Annotated in this window: 13 protein-coding genes and 1 pseudogene; 7 read left to right on the top strand and 7 right to left on the bottom strand. The window is 67.9% G+C overall.

The window, feature by feature from the left end:
• Nucleotides 1–5: 5 nt before the first annotated feature.
• Entirely contained in the window at nt 6–2,090 is a 2,085-nt protein-coding gene (locus tag AB0F51_RS05205) for a DNA topoisomerase IV subunit B (protein ID WP_360274241.1), read from the bottom strand.
• Nucleotides 2,091–2,530: 440 nt separating this feature from the next.
• On the opposite strand from AB0F51_RS05205, the gene AB0F51_RS05210 reads away from it, so the two are divergent.
• Nucleotides 2,531–2,779: a hypothetical protein gene (locus tag AB0F51_RS05210; RefSeq protein ID WP_203590115.1), complete on the top strand. Its 249-nt coding sequence runs from the start codon at nt 2,531–2,533 to the stop codon at nt 2,777–2,779.
• Nucleotides 2,780–2,864: 85 nt separating this feature from the next.
• On the opposite strand, the gene AB0F51_RS05215 is transcribed toward AB0F51_RS05210, so the two are convergent.
• The gene (locus AB0F51_RS05215) at nt 2,865–4,343 is read right to left on the bottom strand and encodes a PLP-dependent aminotransferase family protein (protein WP_360274243.1); all 1,479 of its coding nucleotides are present in this window, start codon (nt 4,341–4,343) and stop codon (nt 2,865–2,867) included.
• Nucleotides 4,344–4,436: 93 nt separating this feature from the next.
• Between AB0F51_RS05215 and AB0F51_RS05220 the strand changes: the two genes are divergently transcribed.
• Nucleotides 4,437–5,066, top strand: coding sequence for a LysE family translocator (locus AB0F51_RS05220; protein WP_360274245.1), 630 nt, complete (start codon nt 4,437–4,439; stop codon nt 5,064–5,066).
• On the opposite strand, the gene AB0F51_RS05225 is transcribed toward AB0F51_RS05220, so the two are convergent.
• Complete coding sequence (locus AB0F51_RS05225) at nt 5,059–7,053, bottom strand: glycogen debranching N-terminal domain-containing protein (protein ID WP_360274247.1); 1,995 nt, start codon at nt 7,051–7,053, stop codon at nt 5,059–5,061. The two genes, AB0F51_RS05220 and AB0F51_RS05225, sit on opposite strands and share 8 nt — an antisense overlap.
• Before the next feature lie 42 nt (nt 7,054–7,095).
• Between AB0F51_RS05225 and AB0F51_RS05230 the strand changes: the two genes are divergently transcribed.
• The 4 genes and pseudogenes from AB0F51_RS05230 (at nt 7,096) to AB0F51_RS05245 (ending at nt 10,563) form a co-directional block, all read left to right on the top strand.
• Nucleotides 7,096–7,581, top strand: a complete 486-nt coding sequence (locus tag AB0F51_RS05230; protein WP_360274249.1) for a DUF456 domain-containing protein — start codon at nt 7,096–7,098, stop codon at nt 7,579–7,581.
• Between the two features lie 133 nt (nt 7,582–7,714).
• Nucleotides 7,715–8,263 (top strand): hypothetical protein, encoded by a 549-nt coding sequence (locus AB0F51_RS05235; RefSeq protein ID WP_360274252.1) that lies wholly within the window; start codon nt 7,715–7,717, stop codon nt 8,261–8,263.
• 19 nt (nt 8,264–8,282) lie between these two features.
• Nucleotides 8,283–9,052: pseudogene (locus AB0F51_RS05240) on the top strand (response regulator transcription factor).
• Nucleotides 9,052–10,563: a HAMP domain-containing sensor histidine kinase gene (locus AB0F51_RS05245; protein WP_360274255.1), complete on the top strand. Its 1,512-nt coding sequence runs from the start codon at nt 9,052–9,054 to the stop codon at nt 10,561–10,563. The pseudogene AB0F51_RS05240 and the gene AB0F51_RS05245 overlap by 1 nt, the downstream one beginning before the upstream one ends.
• Before the next feature lie 3 nt (nt 10,564–10,566).
• Here the strand turns inward: AB0F51_RS05245 and AB0F51_RS05250 are convergent, their stop codons facing one another.
• The 3 genes from AB0F51_RS05250 to AB0F51_RS05260 form a co-directional block, all read right to left on the bottom strand.
• Entirely contained in the window at nt 10,567–11,202 is a 636-nt protein-coding gene (locus AB0F51_RS05250) for a class I SAM-dependent methyltransferase (protein WP_360274257.1), read from the bottom strand.
• A 58-nt stretch (nt 11,203–11,260) separates the two neighbouring features.
• On the bottom strand, nt 11,261–12,601 hold the full coding sequence (locus tag AB0F51_RS05255) for an FAD-binding oxidoreductase (RefSeq protein WP_360274260.1): 1,341 nt from the start codon (nt 12,599–12,601) through the stop codon (nt 11,261–11,263).
• 174 nt (nt 12,602–12,775) lie between these two features.
• Entirely contained in the window at nt 12,776–14,278 is a 1,503-nt protein-coding gene (locus AB0F51_RS05260) for an MFS transporter (RefSeq protein WP_360274263.1), read from the bottom strand.
• Between the two features lie 144 nt (nt 14,279–14,422).
• Between AB0F51_RS05260 and AB0F51_RS05265 the strand changes: the two genes are divergently transcribed.
• A complete protein-coding gene (locus AB0F51_RS05265; protein WP_360274266.1) occupies nt 14,423–15,154 on the top strand; it encodes a TetR/AcrR family transcriptional regulator in 732 nt (243 codons plus the stop codon).
• Here the strand turns inward: AB0F51_RS05265 and yidC are convergent.
• Nucleotides 15,151–15,828: a membrane protein insertase YidC gene (yidC, locus tag AB0F51_RS05270; RefSeq protein ID WP_360274269.1), complete on the bottom strand. Its 678-nt coding sequence runs from the start codon at nt 15,826–15,828 to the stop codon at nt 15,151–15,153. The genes AB0F51_RS05265 and yidC overlap by 4 nt on opposite strands.
• Nucleotides 15,829–15,847 lie beyond the last annotated feature (19 nt).

Consider the following 15,847-nt stretch of genomic DNA (forward strand, 5'->3'; position numbering starts at 1 on the left):
CTCCGTCAGGCGTCGATGCGGGTCTCGTCGAGCTCGTAGGCGCCCTGCACGATGAACTCCTTGCGCGGGGCGACATCGTTGCCCATCAGCAGGTCGAAGACGCCCGCCGCGGCCTCGCCGTCGTCGACGGTGATCCGGCGCAAGGTGCGGTGCCGCGGGTCCATCGTGGTCTCCGCCAGCTGGTCCGCGTCCATCTCACCAAGACCCTTGTAGCGCTGCGGGGGCTCTTTCCACTTGACGCCCTTTTTCATCAGCTCGGCCGACTTCCGCTGGTACTCCGCGTCGGAGTACGTGTAGATGTACTTGTCCTGCCCCTTCTTCGGGTTGGTCAGCTCGAAGCGGTGCAGCGGCGGTACGGCGGTGTAGACCCGGCCCGCGTCGACCAGCGGGCGCATGTAGCGGAAGAACAACGTCGCCAGCAGGCAGCGGATGTGCGCGCCGTCGGAGTCGGCGTCGGCCATGAAGATGATCTTGCCGTAGCGCGCCTGCTCCAGATCGAAGGTGCGGCCCGAGCCGGCCCCGACCACCTGGATGATCGAGGCACACTCTGCGTTCTTCAGCATGTCGCCGACGGACGCCTTCTGCACGTTGAGGATCTTGCCCCGGATCGGCAGCAGCGCCTGGAACTCCGAGCTGCGCGCGAGCTTCGCCGTCCCGAGCGCGGAGTCACCCTCGACGATGAACAGTTCGGAACGGTCGACGTCGTTGCTGCGGCAGTCGGCCAGCTTGGCCGGCAGCGCGGAGGACTCCAGCGCCGTCTTGCGCCGCTGCAGCTCGCGATGCTGCCGGGCCGCCACCCGGGTCCGGGAGGCCGCGACGACCTTCTCCATCACCGCGCGCGCCTGGGCCTTCATCGTGCCCTTGGTCGAGGTGAGGAAGCTCTCCAGCTCGGTCTGCACGACCTTCGCGACGATCCGCGACGCGGCCGGGGTGCCGAGCACCTCCTTGGTCTGGCCGTCGAACTGTGGCTCGGACAGCCGCACCGTCACCACCGACGTCATGCCCTCGAGCACGTCGTCCTTGATGATCTCCTCGCCGCTCTTCAGCAGCCGGGTGCCGGTCAGCACGTTGCTGAACACCTTCGGCAGCGCGCGCTCGAAGCCGGCCACGTGGGTGCCGCCCTTCGGCGTGGCGACGATGTTCACGAACGAGCGCAGCTCGGTCTCGTAGCCGTCGCCCCAGCGGACCGCGATGTCGACGTCGAGATCGCGCTCGACATCGGTCGGGGTCATGTGGCCGGCGTCGTCGAGCATCGGCACGGTCTCGGTGAAGTGGCCGGTTCCGGACAGCCGGATCACGTCGGTGACCTTCTGGTCGGTGGCCAGGAACTCGCAGAACTCGCTGATCCCGCCGTCGTGCTTGAACGACTCCTCGGTCGGCTCGTCACCGCGCTCGTCGCGCACCACCAGCTCGAGACCGGGCACCAGGAACGACGTCTGCCGCGCCCGGGTGACCAGCTCGTCGTAGTTGAACGCGGCGTCCTTGGTGAAGATCTGCCGGTCGGCCCAGTACCGGATCCTGGTGCCGGTGACGCCCTTCTTGGCCCGGCCCGCCTTGCGCAGGCCCTTCGCCGGGGTGAAGCTCGCGGACGCACCCTCGGCGTCGAACTCGCCGGCGACGCCGCGCCGGAACGACGTGGTCCAGGTCACACCGCCACGGTCGACCTCGACGTCGAGCCGCGCGGACAGCGCGTTCACGACCGAGGCGCCGACACCGTGCAGACCGCCGGAGGCGTTGTACGAACCGCCGCCGAACTTGCCGCCGGCGTGCAGCTTGGTGAAGACCACCTCGACACCGCTGAGCTTCGTCTTCGGCTCGATGTCGACCGGGATGCCGCGGGCCTTGTCACGGACCTCGACCGAACCGTCGCGGTGCAGCACCACGTCGATCCGGTCACCGTGACCGGCCAGCGCCTCGTCGACGGCGTTGTCGATGATCTCCCACAGGCAGTGCATCAGGCCGCGGCTGTCGGTCGAACCGATGTACATACCCGGCCGCTTGCGGACCGCCTCCAGTCCTTCGAGGACCAACAGGTTGCGGGCGTTGTACGTCGGGTCGAGCTCGGTACTGCGAGGCGTCGGGGCGGCCACTGGGCTCCTTCACTGGTTCACAAGCAGACAACGTGGTGGCCGGAACCACCACACGCGGACAGCCTACGCAGCCGCACCCCCAAAACCTGGCAGGGCCACCCTGTGGCGCTGGTGTATCCGCCATCCGGGCGGGGTACTGACCTAGGACCAGATACGGTGGCAAGGAAAGGTGCTTTCGCAGATATCGATCCGGACTCGATCCTCCGTGTTTTCCGACACTCCGGCCATGCGCAACCAGTGACCAGGTTGTGGCGCACAGTGAGAGTAGACACGCCCGACACCCGTTGGAAACAGCGGATCGCCCGAATCCGAAACGATTCCCCGTCAATATGCGTCATAAGGGAACAGGTGGTTCGTCTCACATTCGGACACGCTGCACCAACCGGGAAGCGATCCGCATGTCAGGATGTTGCTATCTGGTGAGTACGGAACTAGATGAGATGAGGCCTCAAGTGACTACAGCACTCGCCCCGAGTTCGACCCTGTCGGCTGCGGACCGTTGTGACCGCTGCGGCGCGCAGGCCTACGTTCGTGTGACCCTGACCTCCGGTGGGGAGCTACTTTTCTGCGCCCACCACGGACGGGAGCACGCGGACAAGCTGCGCAACATCGCGATCACCATCCACGACGAGACGGGCAAGCTGGAAGACAAGCCCGCCGAGTCGGTCCCTGCGGAGGGCGACCGGTAACCCGGCCTCACGGCGCCAACGAGGGCGCTTCCCCAACCTGAACTTCGATGGCGGTCACCCGCAAGGGTGGCCGCCATCCGTCATTTCAAACGATCTCCGGTACTACGTCCGCCGGCCCGTGCCGCCGCAGTTCACGCCAGGCCGAGGCGAGCCGGTCCACAGCTTCCGTCATCACTTCCGCGGAGTAACTGAACGGCACCCGTAAGTAATCGTCATGCTGACCCGTTGGATCCATTGCCCGGCCTGCGACGACTTCCACACCGTGCCGCAACGCGACCTGTGCGAAGACCCGCGCATCGGTCTGCGGCAACTGGATCCACAACGCCGAACCGCCGACCGGTTCTGTCCACACCCATTCCGGTAGGCGTTGTGTCAGCAACTGACCCATCAGCTGTTTTCTGTTGGTTGCCAGGGTCGCCCGCGCCGCGGTGAGTTCGGTCAATCGCGGCAACAATCGCGCGGTCAACGCTTGATCGATCACCGGACTGCCAAGATCCGCGAGTGCCTTGTGGCGCGCGAGTCGCTCGGCCAGTGGTCGCGGGGCCCGGATCCAGCCGATTCTCAAACCGCCCCAGACAGCTTTCGACACCGACCCGATGGTGAGAACCTCGGCGTCCTTCGGAGCGAACGCGGCCAGCGGCGCCGGTACGTCTGGCCCGGTGGGATCCCAGGTCGAATAAGCGTTGTCCTCGACAACGACCACTCCATGTCTGGCGGCCAGCTCGGCAACCTGCCGCCGCCGCGTTGCCGACATCAACTTTCCGGTCGGGTTGTGGAACGTCGGCATCACGAACAACATCGCCGGCTGATGCTCCCGGAACGCCGCCGCGAGCAGGTCGGGCCGGACACCGGCATCATCGAGCGGTACGCCGACAACGCGTCCGCCGGCTGCTCCGAAGAGGTCGAAGCACCCGGGCCAGCTCGGTTGCTCGATCACCACGGCTGCGCCTGATCGCAGGTACATCTGCGTCACCAGCGCGATCGCCTGATGTGCTCCACTCGTCACCACGATCTCGTCCGGGCTCGTCGGCAGGCCGGACTCGGCGAAGTGTTCGGCGATCCGCTCCCGGAGTACTTCGAGACCGCGTGGGTGATAGCCGACGCCTTGCAGCAGCAACGGCAGGTCGGTGCGCGCCAGCTCTTCCACCTCGGCCGCCAGTTCGGGGATGCCGGGGTCGACAGCGTACGTCATCGCGATCACGTCGCTGGGACCATGCGCGATCCGGTGGAAGAGCGATTCGCCGTACCCGGCGGGCATGCGTTTGTCGGTTCTCGACCGGCCCTTGGCGGCGGCCTGGGCAACCGTCGTACCGCTGCCCCTGCGGCTCTCGACGAGGCCGCGGGCGCGCAGTTCGTCGTACGCCGCGACGACGGTCGAGCGGCTGATCGCAAGGGCTTCGGCCAAAGGGCGTTCGGCGGGTAGCCGGGCGCCGACCGGGAGCTCGGACGACCCGATCAGCGCGGCGATCGTGTCGGCGAGGCGGCGGTAGAGGCCGCCGGAGCGGCCGGTCAGCTGGTGGCCGATCAGGTCGGCGAGGGCGGCCGGGTCGTCAGAACGGTCCACTTCTCCTCGGATTGGCTCGGGTGGACTGCTTCGGATCTCGCCAGGCTAGTCGCAGGCAGTCCAATTCGGGAGTTTCGAGAGTGAGGCAGACAGATGGGGATCGGGCAGGCGCTCGGGTTCGTGGGGGCGACGGTGGTGCTGGTCGGGATGCCGGGGCCGAACAACATCTACATCTCGCTGCGGAGCCTGACCCAAGGACGCCGCGCGGGCGTGGTCTCCGCGTTCGCCATCGAGACCGGGTCGGTGGTCTACATCCTGCTCGCGGCGCTCGGGCTCGCTGCCATCGTGCAGGCTTCGCCACTGGTGTTCACGGTCATCTCGCTGGCCGGTGCGGCGTACCTGGCTTGGCTTGGGGTGCGGACGCTCCGCTCGAATGATTCGAGCGGAGTCGGCAGCATCAAGGTGACCACCCTCGGCCGGGTGTTCCGCGAAGGCGTCCTGGTCAACCTGCTGAACCCGAAGTCGGCGCTGTTCTTCCTTGCCTTCCTCCCCCAGTTCACGACCCGTGGCGCCGGCACGGTCCAGGTCCGCAACGAGATGCTGCTGCTCGGCCTTGCCGTGCTCGCGATCGGTCTGTTGCTCGACCTCTGCTACGCGCTCGGCGCCGACGCCATCGGCCGTCGCTTCAGAACCGCTGGGCGATTCAGCGGTCTTCGCAAATACGTTGTCGCCGGCATCTACCTCACGATCGCGACAGTGGCCGCGGCCGGCGCCCTCACCTAGTCAGGTCCTCGACGCTCAGGACGCCGTCGCGGAGCTCGATGGAGAGTCTGCGCTCGCCGACCCGGACTCCTTCGAGGCGAAGCCGTTGCCAGGGCAGGTCAGCAGCCGGAGTGATGTCGAGCGTGCCCGCAGGAACGTTCGGCTCGATGCCCAGGGCAGCGATTGTCACGGCGATCGCCGAGGCCGCCGCCCACGCTTGTGGACGACAAGACAACGGGTACGGCGTGGGCTTGGTCTCCTGCTCGCTGCCTTCGCCACCGTAGAGCTCAGGCAGCCGGTACTCGAACGCCTCGGCGGCACCGACCAGCCCTCGCACGTACGACGTCGCGGTCGCGGCGTGGCCCGCGGTGTACAAACCCTGCACGGCCATCGCGGTGTCGTGCGGCCACACACTGCCGGTGTGATAGCCGAGCGGGTTGAAGCGACTCATTGCCTTTGACAACGTTCTGAGGCCGAAGCCGCTGTCCAGGTCCGGATCGGCCAGCACCTTCGCGACCGCTGCTTCCTCTGCTGCGTCCAGGATGCCGGTGCCGAGCAGATGGCCCATGTTCGAGGCTGCGCCGGAGACTGGGCGCTTCGAACCGTCGAGGGCGATCGCCGGGTAGCCGTCGATCCAGAAACTCTCCCGGAAGCGCTCTTTGAGTTGTGCGGCCCAGTCCCGCCAGGTCTCGCCATCGTCCAGCCCGAAGGCATCCAGCAAGTCGGCACCGGCGACCGCCGCGGCGTACGCGTAGCCCTGCACCTCGCAGAGCGCGATCGGCGCCTCGGCCAGCGTGCCGTCCGGCCATTGGACGGAGTCGATGGAGTCCTTCCAGCCCTGGTTGGCGAGACCGTGACCGGACTCGTCGATGTACTCCAGGAAGCCGTCGCCATCGGGATCCGCGTAGTCCCGCATCCAGGCGAGCGCCGCCTGAAGATTCGGAAGCAACGCCCGTACTTCGTCCGCCGGCATGCCCCAGCGCCAGGCCTTGTGCAACGTGGTGATCCAGAGTTGGGTCGCGTCGTGCGTTCCGTAGTACGCCGCTGGAAGCACGAGCCCTCCCCCGTGGTCGGCGACCTCGGATCGCAGCTCGTGCGGGATCTTGCCGGGCTGCTCCGCCGAACTGGGATCGACGCGAGTGCCCTGATGGGCCGCCAGCACCCGCAGCGTGCCTGCTGCGAGTTGCGGGTCGACCGGAAGCACCATGCCGGAGGAGATCAGTGAGTCGCGGCCGAAGAGTGTCAGGTACCAAGGTGGTCCGGCTCCGAGGTAGCGCTCTCCCCCATCGGCGGACAGCTGCAGGCCGGCCAGGTCGGCCAGCGACCGGCGTACCCATCGCTCGACCCGCCGGTCGTCGCACGTGAGCTCGACGTCGTCGTACGACGGCCTGGTGGTCGGCGGCTCGATGGCGAAGGCGTCGGCGGCGGGGAAGCTCGCGGTCAACCTGAGCGTGACCGTTGTTTCCTGTCCCGGCTCGACCTTCAACCTCCAGCTCTGGTTGAGACTTGGGGCCGGGGTGAAATCGGCTCTCACCCGCAGACCGCGGCCGCCGTCCCAGTACAGGCCGTCGGCATCGGTGACCGGCTCGACGGCCGGCAGGTCGGCGGCGGCTCCGCTGCGAACCGCCGCGGTACCGGCCAGATCGGTGCCCAGGGCAATCATCAGTTCGCAGTCGACGGTGTCGTGCGAGCGGTTCACCAGGGTGAGCTGCTCGGTCATGCCGTCGCCGTCCACCTGACGGGTGCGTCGCAGCGTCACCGTCGGGTCGTGACCCACGACGTTGAGGCCTTCGAGCACAGCGCCGTACCGGCTGGTGCCGGCCGCGGGTTCGTCGACCAGGACCGGGGTCGGCGGCCGGCCGTCGACCGTCACCTCCAGCCGGGAGAGGATGCGGCGGTCCCGGGCGTAGACGCCCTCGGCGCCGGTGCCGGTGAGCTGCCCCGATCGCGGCGACAGCACCACCCAGGGAGCGGCGAGCGTGGTGACGAGATCGTGAAGGTCAGGCATAGCTCCACCCTAAGACCGCCGACTTACGGCAGAGTGGCAGGCGTGAACAGCGTTGCGACTCTTCTGGTCGGGGTGGCGATCTTCGTCGGCATCCTCGGCATCGTCATCCCGGTGCTGCCCGGCGCCATCCTCAGCCTGGCGGCGATCCTGGTCTGGGCGCTGGAGGTGCAGAGCCCGACCGGCTGGACCGTGCTGGCCGCCGCCGTGGTGCTGATCGGTGCCAGCCAGGTGGTGAAGTACATCGTGCCGGAGCGCCGGCTGCGCGAGTCCGGCGTACCGAGACGGTCGATGTTCGCCGGCGTCGTGCTCGGCATCCTCGGCTTCTTCGTGATCCCGGTGGTCGGCATGTTCGTCGGCTTCCCGGTCGGCGTCTACCTGGCCGAGCGGCACCGCCTCGGCAGCCACGACCCGGCCTGGGCCTCGACCAAACACGCTCTTCGTGCGACCGGGCTGTCGATCCTGATCGAGTTCATCGGTACGTCGCTGGCGGCCGCCGTCTGGCTGTTCGCCGTGCTCTTCCTGGTTTGAGGCTGGTCGCTGGAGGCCGGGGTTGCCAGGAATTTGCCAGGTTGGCTGCAGGCTTGTCTCAGGTCCAGCATGGATCTTGGGATGACCAGCACCAGGTACCTGCTTGGTGCGCAGTACCGGGAGGCAGTACAGCATGGCGTCGAACCAGAAGCTCACCGACAAACGCTGGCGGGTGGCCGGCACGATCGCGGCGGTAGTGGTCACCACCGGGGCCGGCGGAGTCGCCTGGGCGACTACCAACGCCGATCCGACCCCGACCCCGACCGCCTCACCCTCCGCGCCCTCCGCGCCCAACGCGGCCGAGCCGGCGAAGCCTGGCGGTCCGGGCGGCCTGGGCCGGCACGGCGCGTTCGGCTTCAAGGGAGCGCTGCACGGCGAGTTCACGGTCGAGAAGGAGGGCGGCGGGTACCAGACCGTGGCAACCCAGAAGGGCGAGGTGACCGCGGTCAGCAAGGACGCGATCACCCTGAAGAGCGCCGACGGCTACACCAAGGAGTACGTCGTCACCGCCGACACCCTGGTCAACGCGACCCGGGACGGAATCGCCAGCATCAAGACCGGCAACACGGTGATGGTCGCGGCGACCGTTGCCGACGGCAAGGCCACGGCCGCCACGATCAGCGACGGGACGCAGCGCGAGGCGGCGCACAAGAAGTGGGGTTTCAAGGGCGGGCCGCGCTGATCCCTCCGCCTGGAACTCGGTGACACTCACAGCGGATTGCCAGGAACCTCCCAGGCGGCGGCAGGGTGCGGGCGTAAGACTGGAACCATGAGCCCGCACCTGCTGGTCGTCGACGACGAACCCAACATCGTCGAACTGCTGTCCGCGAGTCTGCGCTTCGCCGGGTACGACGTGACCACGGCGACGCACGGCGCCGAGGCGCTGCGCAAGGCGCGGGAGGTGGAACCCGACCTGGTCGTGCTGGACGTGATGATGCCCGGCCTGGACGGGTTCGAGGTGGTCCGCCGGCTGCGCGGTGAGGACCGGCACGTACCGGTGCTGTTCCTCACCGCGCGCGACGCCGTCGAGGACAAGGTCCTCGGCCTGCAGACCGGCGGCGACGACTACGTGACCAAGCCGTTCAGCCTGGACGAGCTCGTCGCCCGGGTCCGCGCCCTGCTGCGCCGCTCCGGCCATCGCGAGCAGACCGCGACAGAACCCGCAGTACTGCGGTATGCCGACCTCGAGCTGAACGAGGACTCCTACGAGGTGTTCAAGGCGGGTGAGGCGGTCCAGCTCTCCTTGACCGAGTTCAAGCTGCTGCGCTGCCTGCTGGAGAACGCGGAACGGGTGATGTCCAAGGGCCAGATCCTCTCGGCCGTCTGGAACTACGACTTCGCGGGCGACGCCGGCGTGGTCGAGTCGTACATGTCCTACCTGCGCCGCAAGGTCGACACCGGCGACCAGAAACTCCTCCACACAGTCCGCGGAGTCGGCTACGTCCTCCGCACCCCCCGAGGCCCGAACTGATGCACCCGCGGCTGGCGGATCGCTACCCACTCCGCATCACCATCGTGGTCGTGCTGCTGACGCTGGTGACAGCAGCCCTGCTCGCATCCGGTCTGACCGCGACCACGATCATGCGCGGCTACCTGGTCAACAAGGTGGACGAGGACCTCACCCGGACCTCGATGCCGCTGCGCCTCGTCAAGAACATCGAGGATCCCGGCGTCCCGGTCGGCGGACCCGGCGGCCCAGGCGCCGCTCGGCGGCTGCCACTTCCCAGCGCCTTCACGCTGCAGTTCAACCACGCTGACGGGAGCACGGCCTCCGGCCCGTTCCGGGCTTCACTGGCCGAGTCCGATCCGCTGCCCGACTTCCCGGCGCTCGACCTCGACCAAGTGCGTAAGCTCCGCGGCCGGCCGTTCAACACGAAGGCGGTCTCCGGCGGCGACACCTGGCGCGTGTTGATCGTGCCGGTCGAGAACAAGAGCGGCGGCGGCTCTGTGCTCGTCGCCCAGAATCTCTCCGAGGTGAATCAGACGGTCAGGCGGCTGGTCGGCGTACAGATCGCGGCGGGCGTCATCTTGCTCGTGTTGCTGGCGGGGATTGGGACTTATGTTGTGCGGCGGAGTTTGCGGGGGCTTGAGGATGTTGAGCACACGGCGGTGGCTATTGCGGGTGGGGATCTGAGCCGGCGGGTGCCACAGCGGGATCCTCGGACTGAAGTCGGGCGGTTGTCGTTGGCGCTCAACCAGATGCTCGGGCAGATCGAGGGTGCGTTCGCGCAGCGGACTGCTTCGGAGTTCGCGGCTCGCCGGTCCGAGGATGCGGCGCGCCGGTCGGAGGAGAACGCGCGGCAGTCGGAGGAGCGGATGCGGCGGTTCATCGCCGACGCGAGCCATGAGCTGCGGACACCGTTGACCTCGATCCGCGGGTTCGCGGAGCTGACCCGGCAGAAGGGTGCCGCGGCTGATCCGGCCACGATGAAGCGGATCGAGGACGAGGCCAAGCGCATGGGCCTGCTGGTCGACGACCTGCTCCTGCTCGCGCGACTCGACCAGCAGCGACCGCTGCAACTCCAGCCGGTGGATCTCCTGACGCTCGCGGGCGACTCGGTGCACGACGTAAAGGCTGTTCAGCCAGGGCGCGAGGTCAAGCTGAGGATCCTGCCGGACTCTGGCGCCCCGGTCGTCAATGGCGACGAGGCACGGCTGCGGCAGGTGCTCGGCAATCTGGTCAGCAATGCTCTTCACCACACTCCGGTCGATGCGCCGATCACCATCTCGGTCGGCACTCGCGACGGCGAGGCGGTGGTGGAGGTGGCCGACACAGGCCCGGGTCTGAGCAACGAACAGAAGGCCCGGGTGTTCGAGCGCTTCTACCGAGCCGACTCGGCTCGCACGCGTTCCACCGGCGGATCCGGCCTCGGGCTGTCGATCGTCGCCGCGTTGGTCGCCGCCCACAACGGCAAGGTCACCGTGGCCGACACTCCCGGCCACGGCGCCACCTTCACCGTCCACTTGCCCCTGGCGGACTAGCGGTCAGACTGCCAGCCTGCGCGCCTTCACCGTGCTGTCGCGACGGGTGAGGAGTTTCCCGTCGATGACCTGCTCGCGCTCGTGCTCGCGGCTGACCAAGATCTCCCAGCGGCCGTCGTCCAGCCCGACATCGGCGATCACCTCGGCCGGCGTCGGGAAGTGGATGTCGGCGTGGTCAGCGTGCTTCTCCACGTCAGGAAAGCCCAGGTGCCCCTCGATCAGCAGGATGCCGCCAGGCGCCACCAGCTCGGCTGCCGCACGCAGGACCGCCTCGCGCGGAAGCTCAGCCAGCGAGTGCAGGAACTGCGCCGACACCAGATCGAACGTCCCCTCCGGCAACGACTTCCCCAGATCGTGCTGCTGCCAGTCGATCCGGTCGGCCACGCCGGCCTCCTCAGCATGCTGCGCCGCCCGGGCGAGAGCCACCGACGAGACGTCCACGCCGGTGACCCGCCATCCCTGCTGGGCCAGCCAGATCGCGTCAGCGCCTTCCCCACACCCGAGGTCGAGGGCCGTTCCCGGCGTCAGGCCCTCGACCTCTCCGACCAGTTCCACATTGGGTTTGCCGCTCCAGATCTGTGAACTCTCGCTGTAGCGGGCGTTCCAGTACTCTTCGGCGGCTCTGTTGTCGACAGTCATGTCCTCAGCATCTGCCGAGGTTCCAGCTATGACAAACTTTGTTGCCGTTCCGGCAAAACTAGGCCGGCTGGATGTTGTGGTTGGCGGCGAACAGGTTGGTGGGGTCGTACTGCGCCTTGACCGCCGCGAGCCGCTGGTAGGTGGCGGTCGGGTAGATCGCGGCGACGTCCGCCTCGGTGACGCCGGCGAGGAAGTTGCCGTAGGCACCGTTGACGTGTGGTGCGAGGCCGTCCCAGAGGGCGTCCAGCCCCGGCCGGCCCGCGGCTATGGCCGGCGGCGGACCCACCAGGTTCGTCACGAGCATCAACTCCGCTTGGCGATGCGCGTACGCCGTGGCGTCTGCCGGCACCCGCGAGACTGCTCCCCCGACGCTTCGGACGGAGATGATCGGGGGCCGTTCCGACCGGCCGGCGTCGGCCAGCTGCCGGAGTACCTCGGGGACCGAGTCCTCGTTCACGAAGCCGCTGCGGGCGATGAACTGGATACCCGGCGGCGGGACCATGCCCTCCTCGAGGATGTCCGGGTAGGGCTTCAGGGTGACGTCGTCCTCGAGCACCGTGCCGAGTCCGCGGAGCGGGTCGATCGCTGCCGCGGCGAGGTCGGCGTCATCGCCGTCGAAGGCGACCTGGACCTCGATCGGTGCTTCCCGTCCACCGGCGAACGGGTTGGCGAAGCTCACGATCGAGGTGAGTTCCTCGGGCGCGGTCCGCAGGTAGTCGGCCCACCCCTGGACCACGGTAGCCAACTCGGCCGCCGGGAAGGTGATCTTCCCGAAGTACACGTCGGTGGTCGGATGCGCCGCGAACTCGAAGGCGGTCACGATCCCGAAGTTCCCGCCACCACCGCGAACGGCCCAGAACAGGTCCGCGTTCTCCTCCGCGCTCGCCCGCACGACCTCGGCTGCGGCGGTGACGAGCTCGACGGCGACCAGGTTGTCCAGCGCGAGACCGTACTTCCTGACCTTCCAGCCGATGCCGCCGCCCAGCGTCAGCCCGCCAACGCCGACCGTCTTGGTGTCACCCGAGGAGATCGCCAGGTTGTGCGGGGCCAGGGCAGCCGCGACCTGACCCCAGATGGTGCCACCACCGATCCGTACGACGTGCCGTTCCTTGTCGATCACCTCGACGGTCGCGAGCCCGCGCAGATCGATCACCACGCCGTCGTCGTTGGTGCCGAAGCCCGGGAAGCTGTGGCCGCCGCCGCGCACGGACAGCTTCAGCCCGGTCTCGGCCGCGTACCTGACTGCTGCTTGCACGTCCGCGACGTTCGCGGGCCGCAGGACGCAGACCGGGGTCCCCGCGGCCAGGACCGCTCGGCTGGCCGCCTCGTACTCCGCGGCGCCCGGTTCGATGATGTCGCCGCCGAAGCCGGGGCGAAGTGTTTCCAGCGCTGAACTCATGACTTCCTTCCACACAGGACAGATTCAGATTTCTTCAGATGCTTTGTTCATAGGTCTGACGGAACAGCGCGGCCAGATGTGACACGAGCGGTGAGATTCACTGTGCGCGATCAGCCGAAGAAGATGCGTTCCGCACCGGGCACGACGACGAACGCTCTTTGATTTGTTGGGTTGTCAGTGCGCGGAGACGACGGTCAGGTCGTTGTCGCTCTGCTCGGCAGGGGTGTCGGTCTTGCGGTCGCGGAGCAGGACGAAGGCCAGCACCGCGGAGCCCAGTACTGCGATCGCGCCGGCAAGGAAGCTGCTCGACATGGCCTTCGCGAAGGCGACTCGGGCGGTGTGGGCGAGCCCCGCGTCGCCGGTACTGGCGGCGATGGCCAGCGCTTCACCGATCGACTCGCGAGCGCCCGAGGGAGTGCCCTCCGGCATCTTCGACGTGAAGTTGCCGGCGAGGATGCTGCCCAGGATCGCGACTCCGAGCGCCGCGCCGGACTGCTGGAGAGTGTCATTGAGAGCGGAGCCGACACCGGCGTGCTCGTGCGGAACTGCGCCCATCAGTGCCGCAGTTGCGGCCGGCTGCGCCAGACCCCCACCGATGCCGAACAGTGCGAGGGCAATCGTCACCATGCCGAAGCCGTCGTCGGCGCCGAGCGTGGACAGGAACAGGAAGCCACCAGCGAGGACGACCAGGCCCGCGGCGGTCATCGGCCGGTTGCCGATCTTCTGACCGAGCGTCGCGCCGATCCCGCTGACCAGGATCACCGCGATGGCCATCGGCGCCAGCGCCAGACCGGCCTTGGTCGGGGTGTAGCCGAGCACGAACTGCAGGTACTGCGTCAGCGCCAGGACCAGGCCGCCGTTGCCGATCTGGACCAGCAGCAGCGACAGGCTGCCGCCGGAGAAGTTGCGGTTGCGGAACAGGTTGAGCGGGACCATCGGTACCGGCGTGTGCAGCTCCCAGGCGACGAACCCGGCCAGGCCGGCGACGGCGACCGCGGCCATCGGCCAGTGGATGCCACCGTTCGGGACCTCGATGATCACCCAGACCAGCGAGACCAGGCCGACCATCGAGAGGAGCGCACCGAGCGGGTCGGGCTTGCGCCACGGGCCCTTCGACTCCGGCATCCAGATCATCGCCGCGGCAATCGCGAGCGCGGCGACCGGGACGTTGATCAGGAACACCGAACCCCACCAGAAGTGCGCGATCAGCGCGCCACCCATGATCGGACCGCCGATCAGGCCGACCATCAGCACCGAGCTCCAGATCGCCAGTGCCTTGCGGCGCTCCTCCTCGTCGAAGACCGTGATCAGGATCGAGAGCGTGCTCGGCATCACCACCGCTCCCCCGATGCCCATCAGCACCCGGCCTGCGATCAGTGTCTCCGGACTGTTCGCGTAGGTGGCGAGCAGCGAGGCGGCGCCGAAGATCGCCAGGCCTATGATCATCACCTTCTTGCGTCCGTACCGATCGGACAGGCTGCCCGCGGTGAGCAACAGGCCGGCGAAGACCAGGATGTAGCTCGCGATGATCCACTGAATGTCCTGGGCGGTGGCGCCGAGGTCCTCGGTCAGCGACGGGATCGCGACGGTGAGCACACCGTTGTCGAGCACCAGGACGAGAGTGCTCAGGCAGAGCACGATCAGGATGAGCCAGCGACGCGGATGACGATCAGTCATCACGCACCTCCTCAGGTGGGGTTGTTATTGAACAGTGTGCAGCTCGCCTGAACAGTGTGCATGAGACTTGAACGCTGGTCAATTGCTGCACAGTGTTCAGTGGATGCGCTACGCTGGCCCCTCCCGCACCGGAAGGAGCACCTGATGGCCACCGAGGAGTTCGCGTCGGTCTGGACCCGGCCGAAGCGCAAGCGCCGCGAACAACCCGCGCTCAGCCAGGAGCAGATCGTCGCCGAGGCGATCAAGCTGCTCGACGCGGACGGGCTCGAGGCGCTCAGCATGCGCAAGCTCGGCGCGGCGCTCGGCGCCGTCGCGACCGCGGTCTACTGGCACGTCGCGAACAAGGAAGAACTGATGGAGCTCGTCGTCGACCACGTGTACGGCGAGATCGAAGTACCGCGGGTCGAGGACCCGGCGAAGTGGCGCGCAGCCGCGACCGAGTTCGCCCAGACCTTCCGCGCCCTGATCCTGCGCCACCCGTGGATGGGCGCCACCCTGGCCGGAGCCGGCGTCACCTACCTCGGGCCGAACATGCTGCGGCTGTCCGACGAGATGCTGGGCCTCTACGAAGCCGCCGGCTTCGACCTCCAAGAGGCGAACCTCGCGTCCACCGCCGTCCTGAGCTTCGTCGTCGGCATCGCGTCCACCGAGGCCGCAACCCTCAACCAGGTGAAGCGCAGTGGACTGTCCGCCGAGGACTGGATGGCCTCCGCCTGGCCCGCCGCCCGCCAAGCAGCCGAATCACTCCCCCGCCTGAAAGCCCTGTACGCCGCCTACGACGCGGCAGCAGCATCCGGCAACGGCGACGAAACCTTCGACTACGGACTGGCCCGAGTCCTGGACGGCCTAGCAGCCCGCCTAGCCACCCAACGCTAGCGGAGGAGGAGGGTTCGTTCGAGGAGGGTCCAGGCTGTCGTTGTCAGGAGGTAGAGGCCTGCTGCCAGGGGGATGAAAGCGGCAGTCACCAGCGTGCCGAAAGGCAGGAACCGGGCCATCCGGCGAGTCATTGGTGACGCGGTCTCGTCTAGCAGGCGGAGTTGGCGGCGGGAGGAGAAGTAGGCGACCACCGCGAGGACCAACGCCAGGCCCAGGTACGCCGGGGTCGAGGCGAACAGTGGCCAGTGGATGCCTAGCGGGGCGCCGAAGATCGTCCCGGCCAGCAGCTGGTTCGAGTGGCCGGCCACGATTGCGGTGTTGAAGAGGGTGTACATCACCCAGAAGAACGGCAGCTGCGCGAGCATCGGCAGGCAGCCGGCCAGCAGGGTGGTCCCGGACTCCGCCTGGAGCTTGGCGACCTCGCGCTGGACGCGTTCAGGGTTCTTGGCGTGCCGCTCGCTGATCTTGCGGATCTCCGGCATCAACGTGGCACGGGACTTCTCGCCGCGGATCGCGGCCAGGCTCAGCGGGAGGAGCAGGAGGCGGACGGCGACCGTACAGAGCACGATCGCCACCGCGGCGGCGTACGCGCCGGTGAGGGGTTCGATCGTTGTGGCGATGCCGTGGACGAGTTGGTAGGCGGCGTTGACGGGCGCGTCGAGAAAAGCAGGCATGGCGAAACTCCACGAGTAC

It is taken from the genome of Kribbella sp. NPDC023855, from assembly GCF_040639475.1.
In the GTDB taxonomy this organism is placed as follows: domain Bacteria; phylum Actinomycetota; class Actinomycetes; order Propionibacteriales; family Kribbellaceae; genus Kribbella.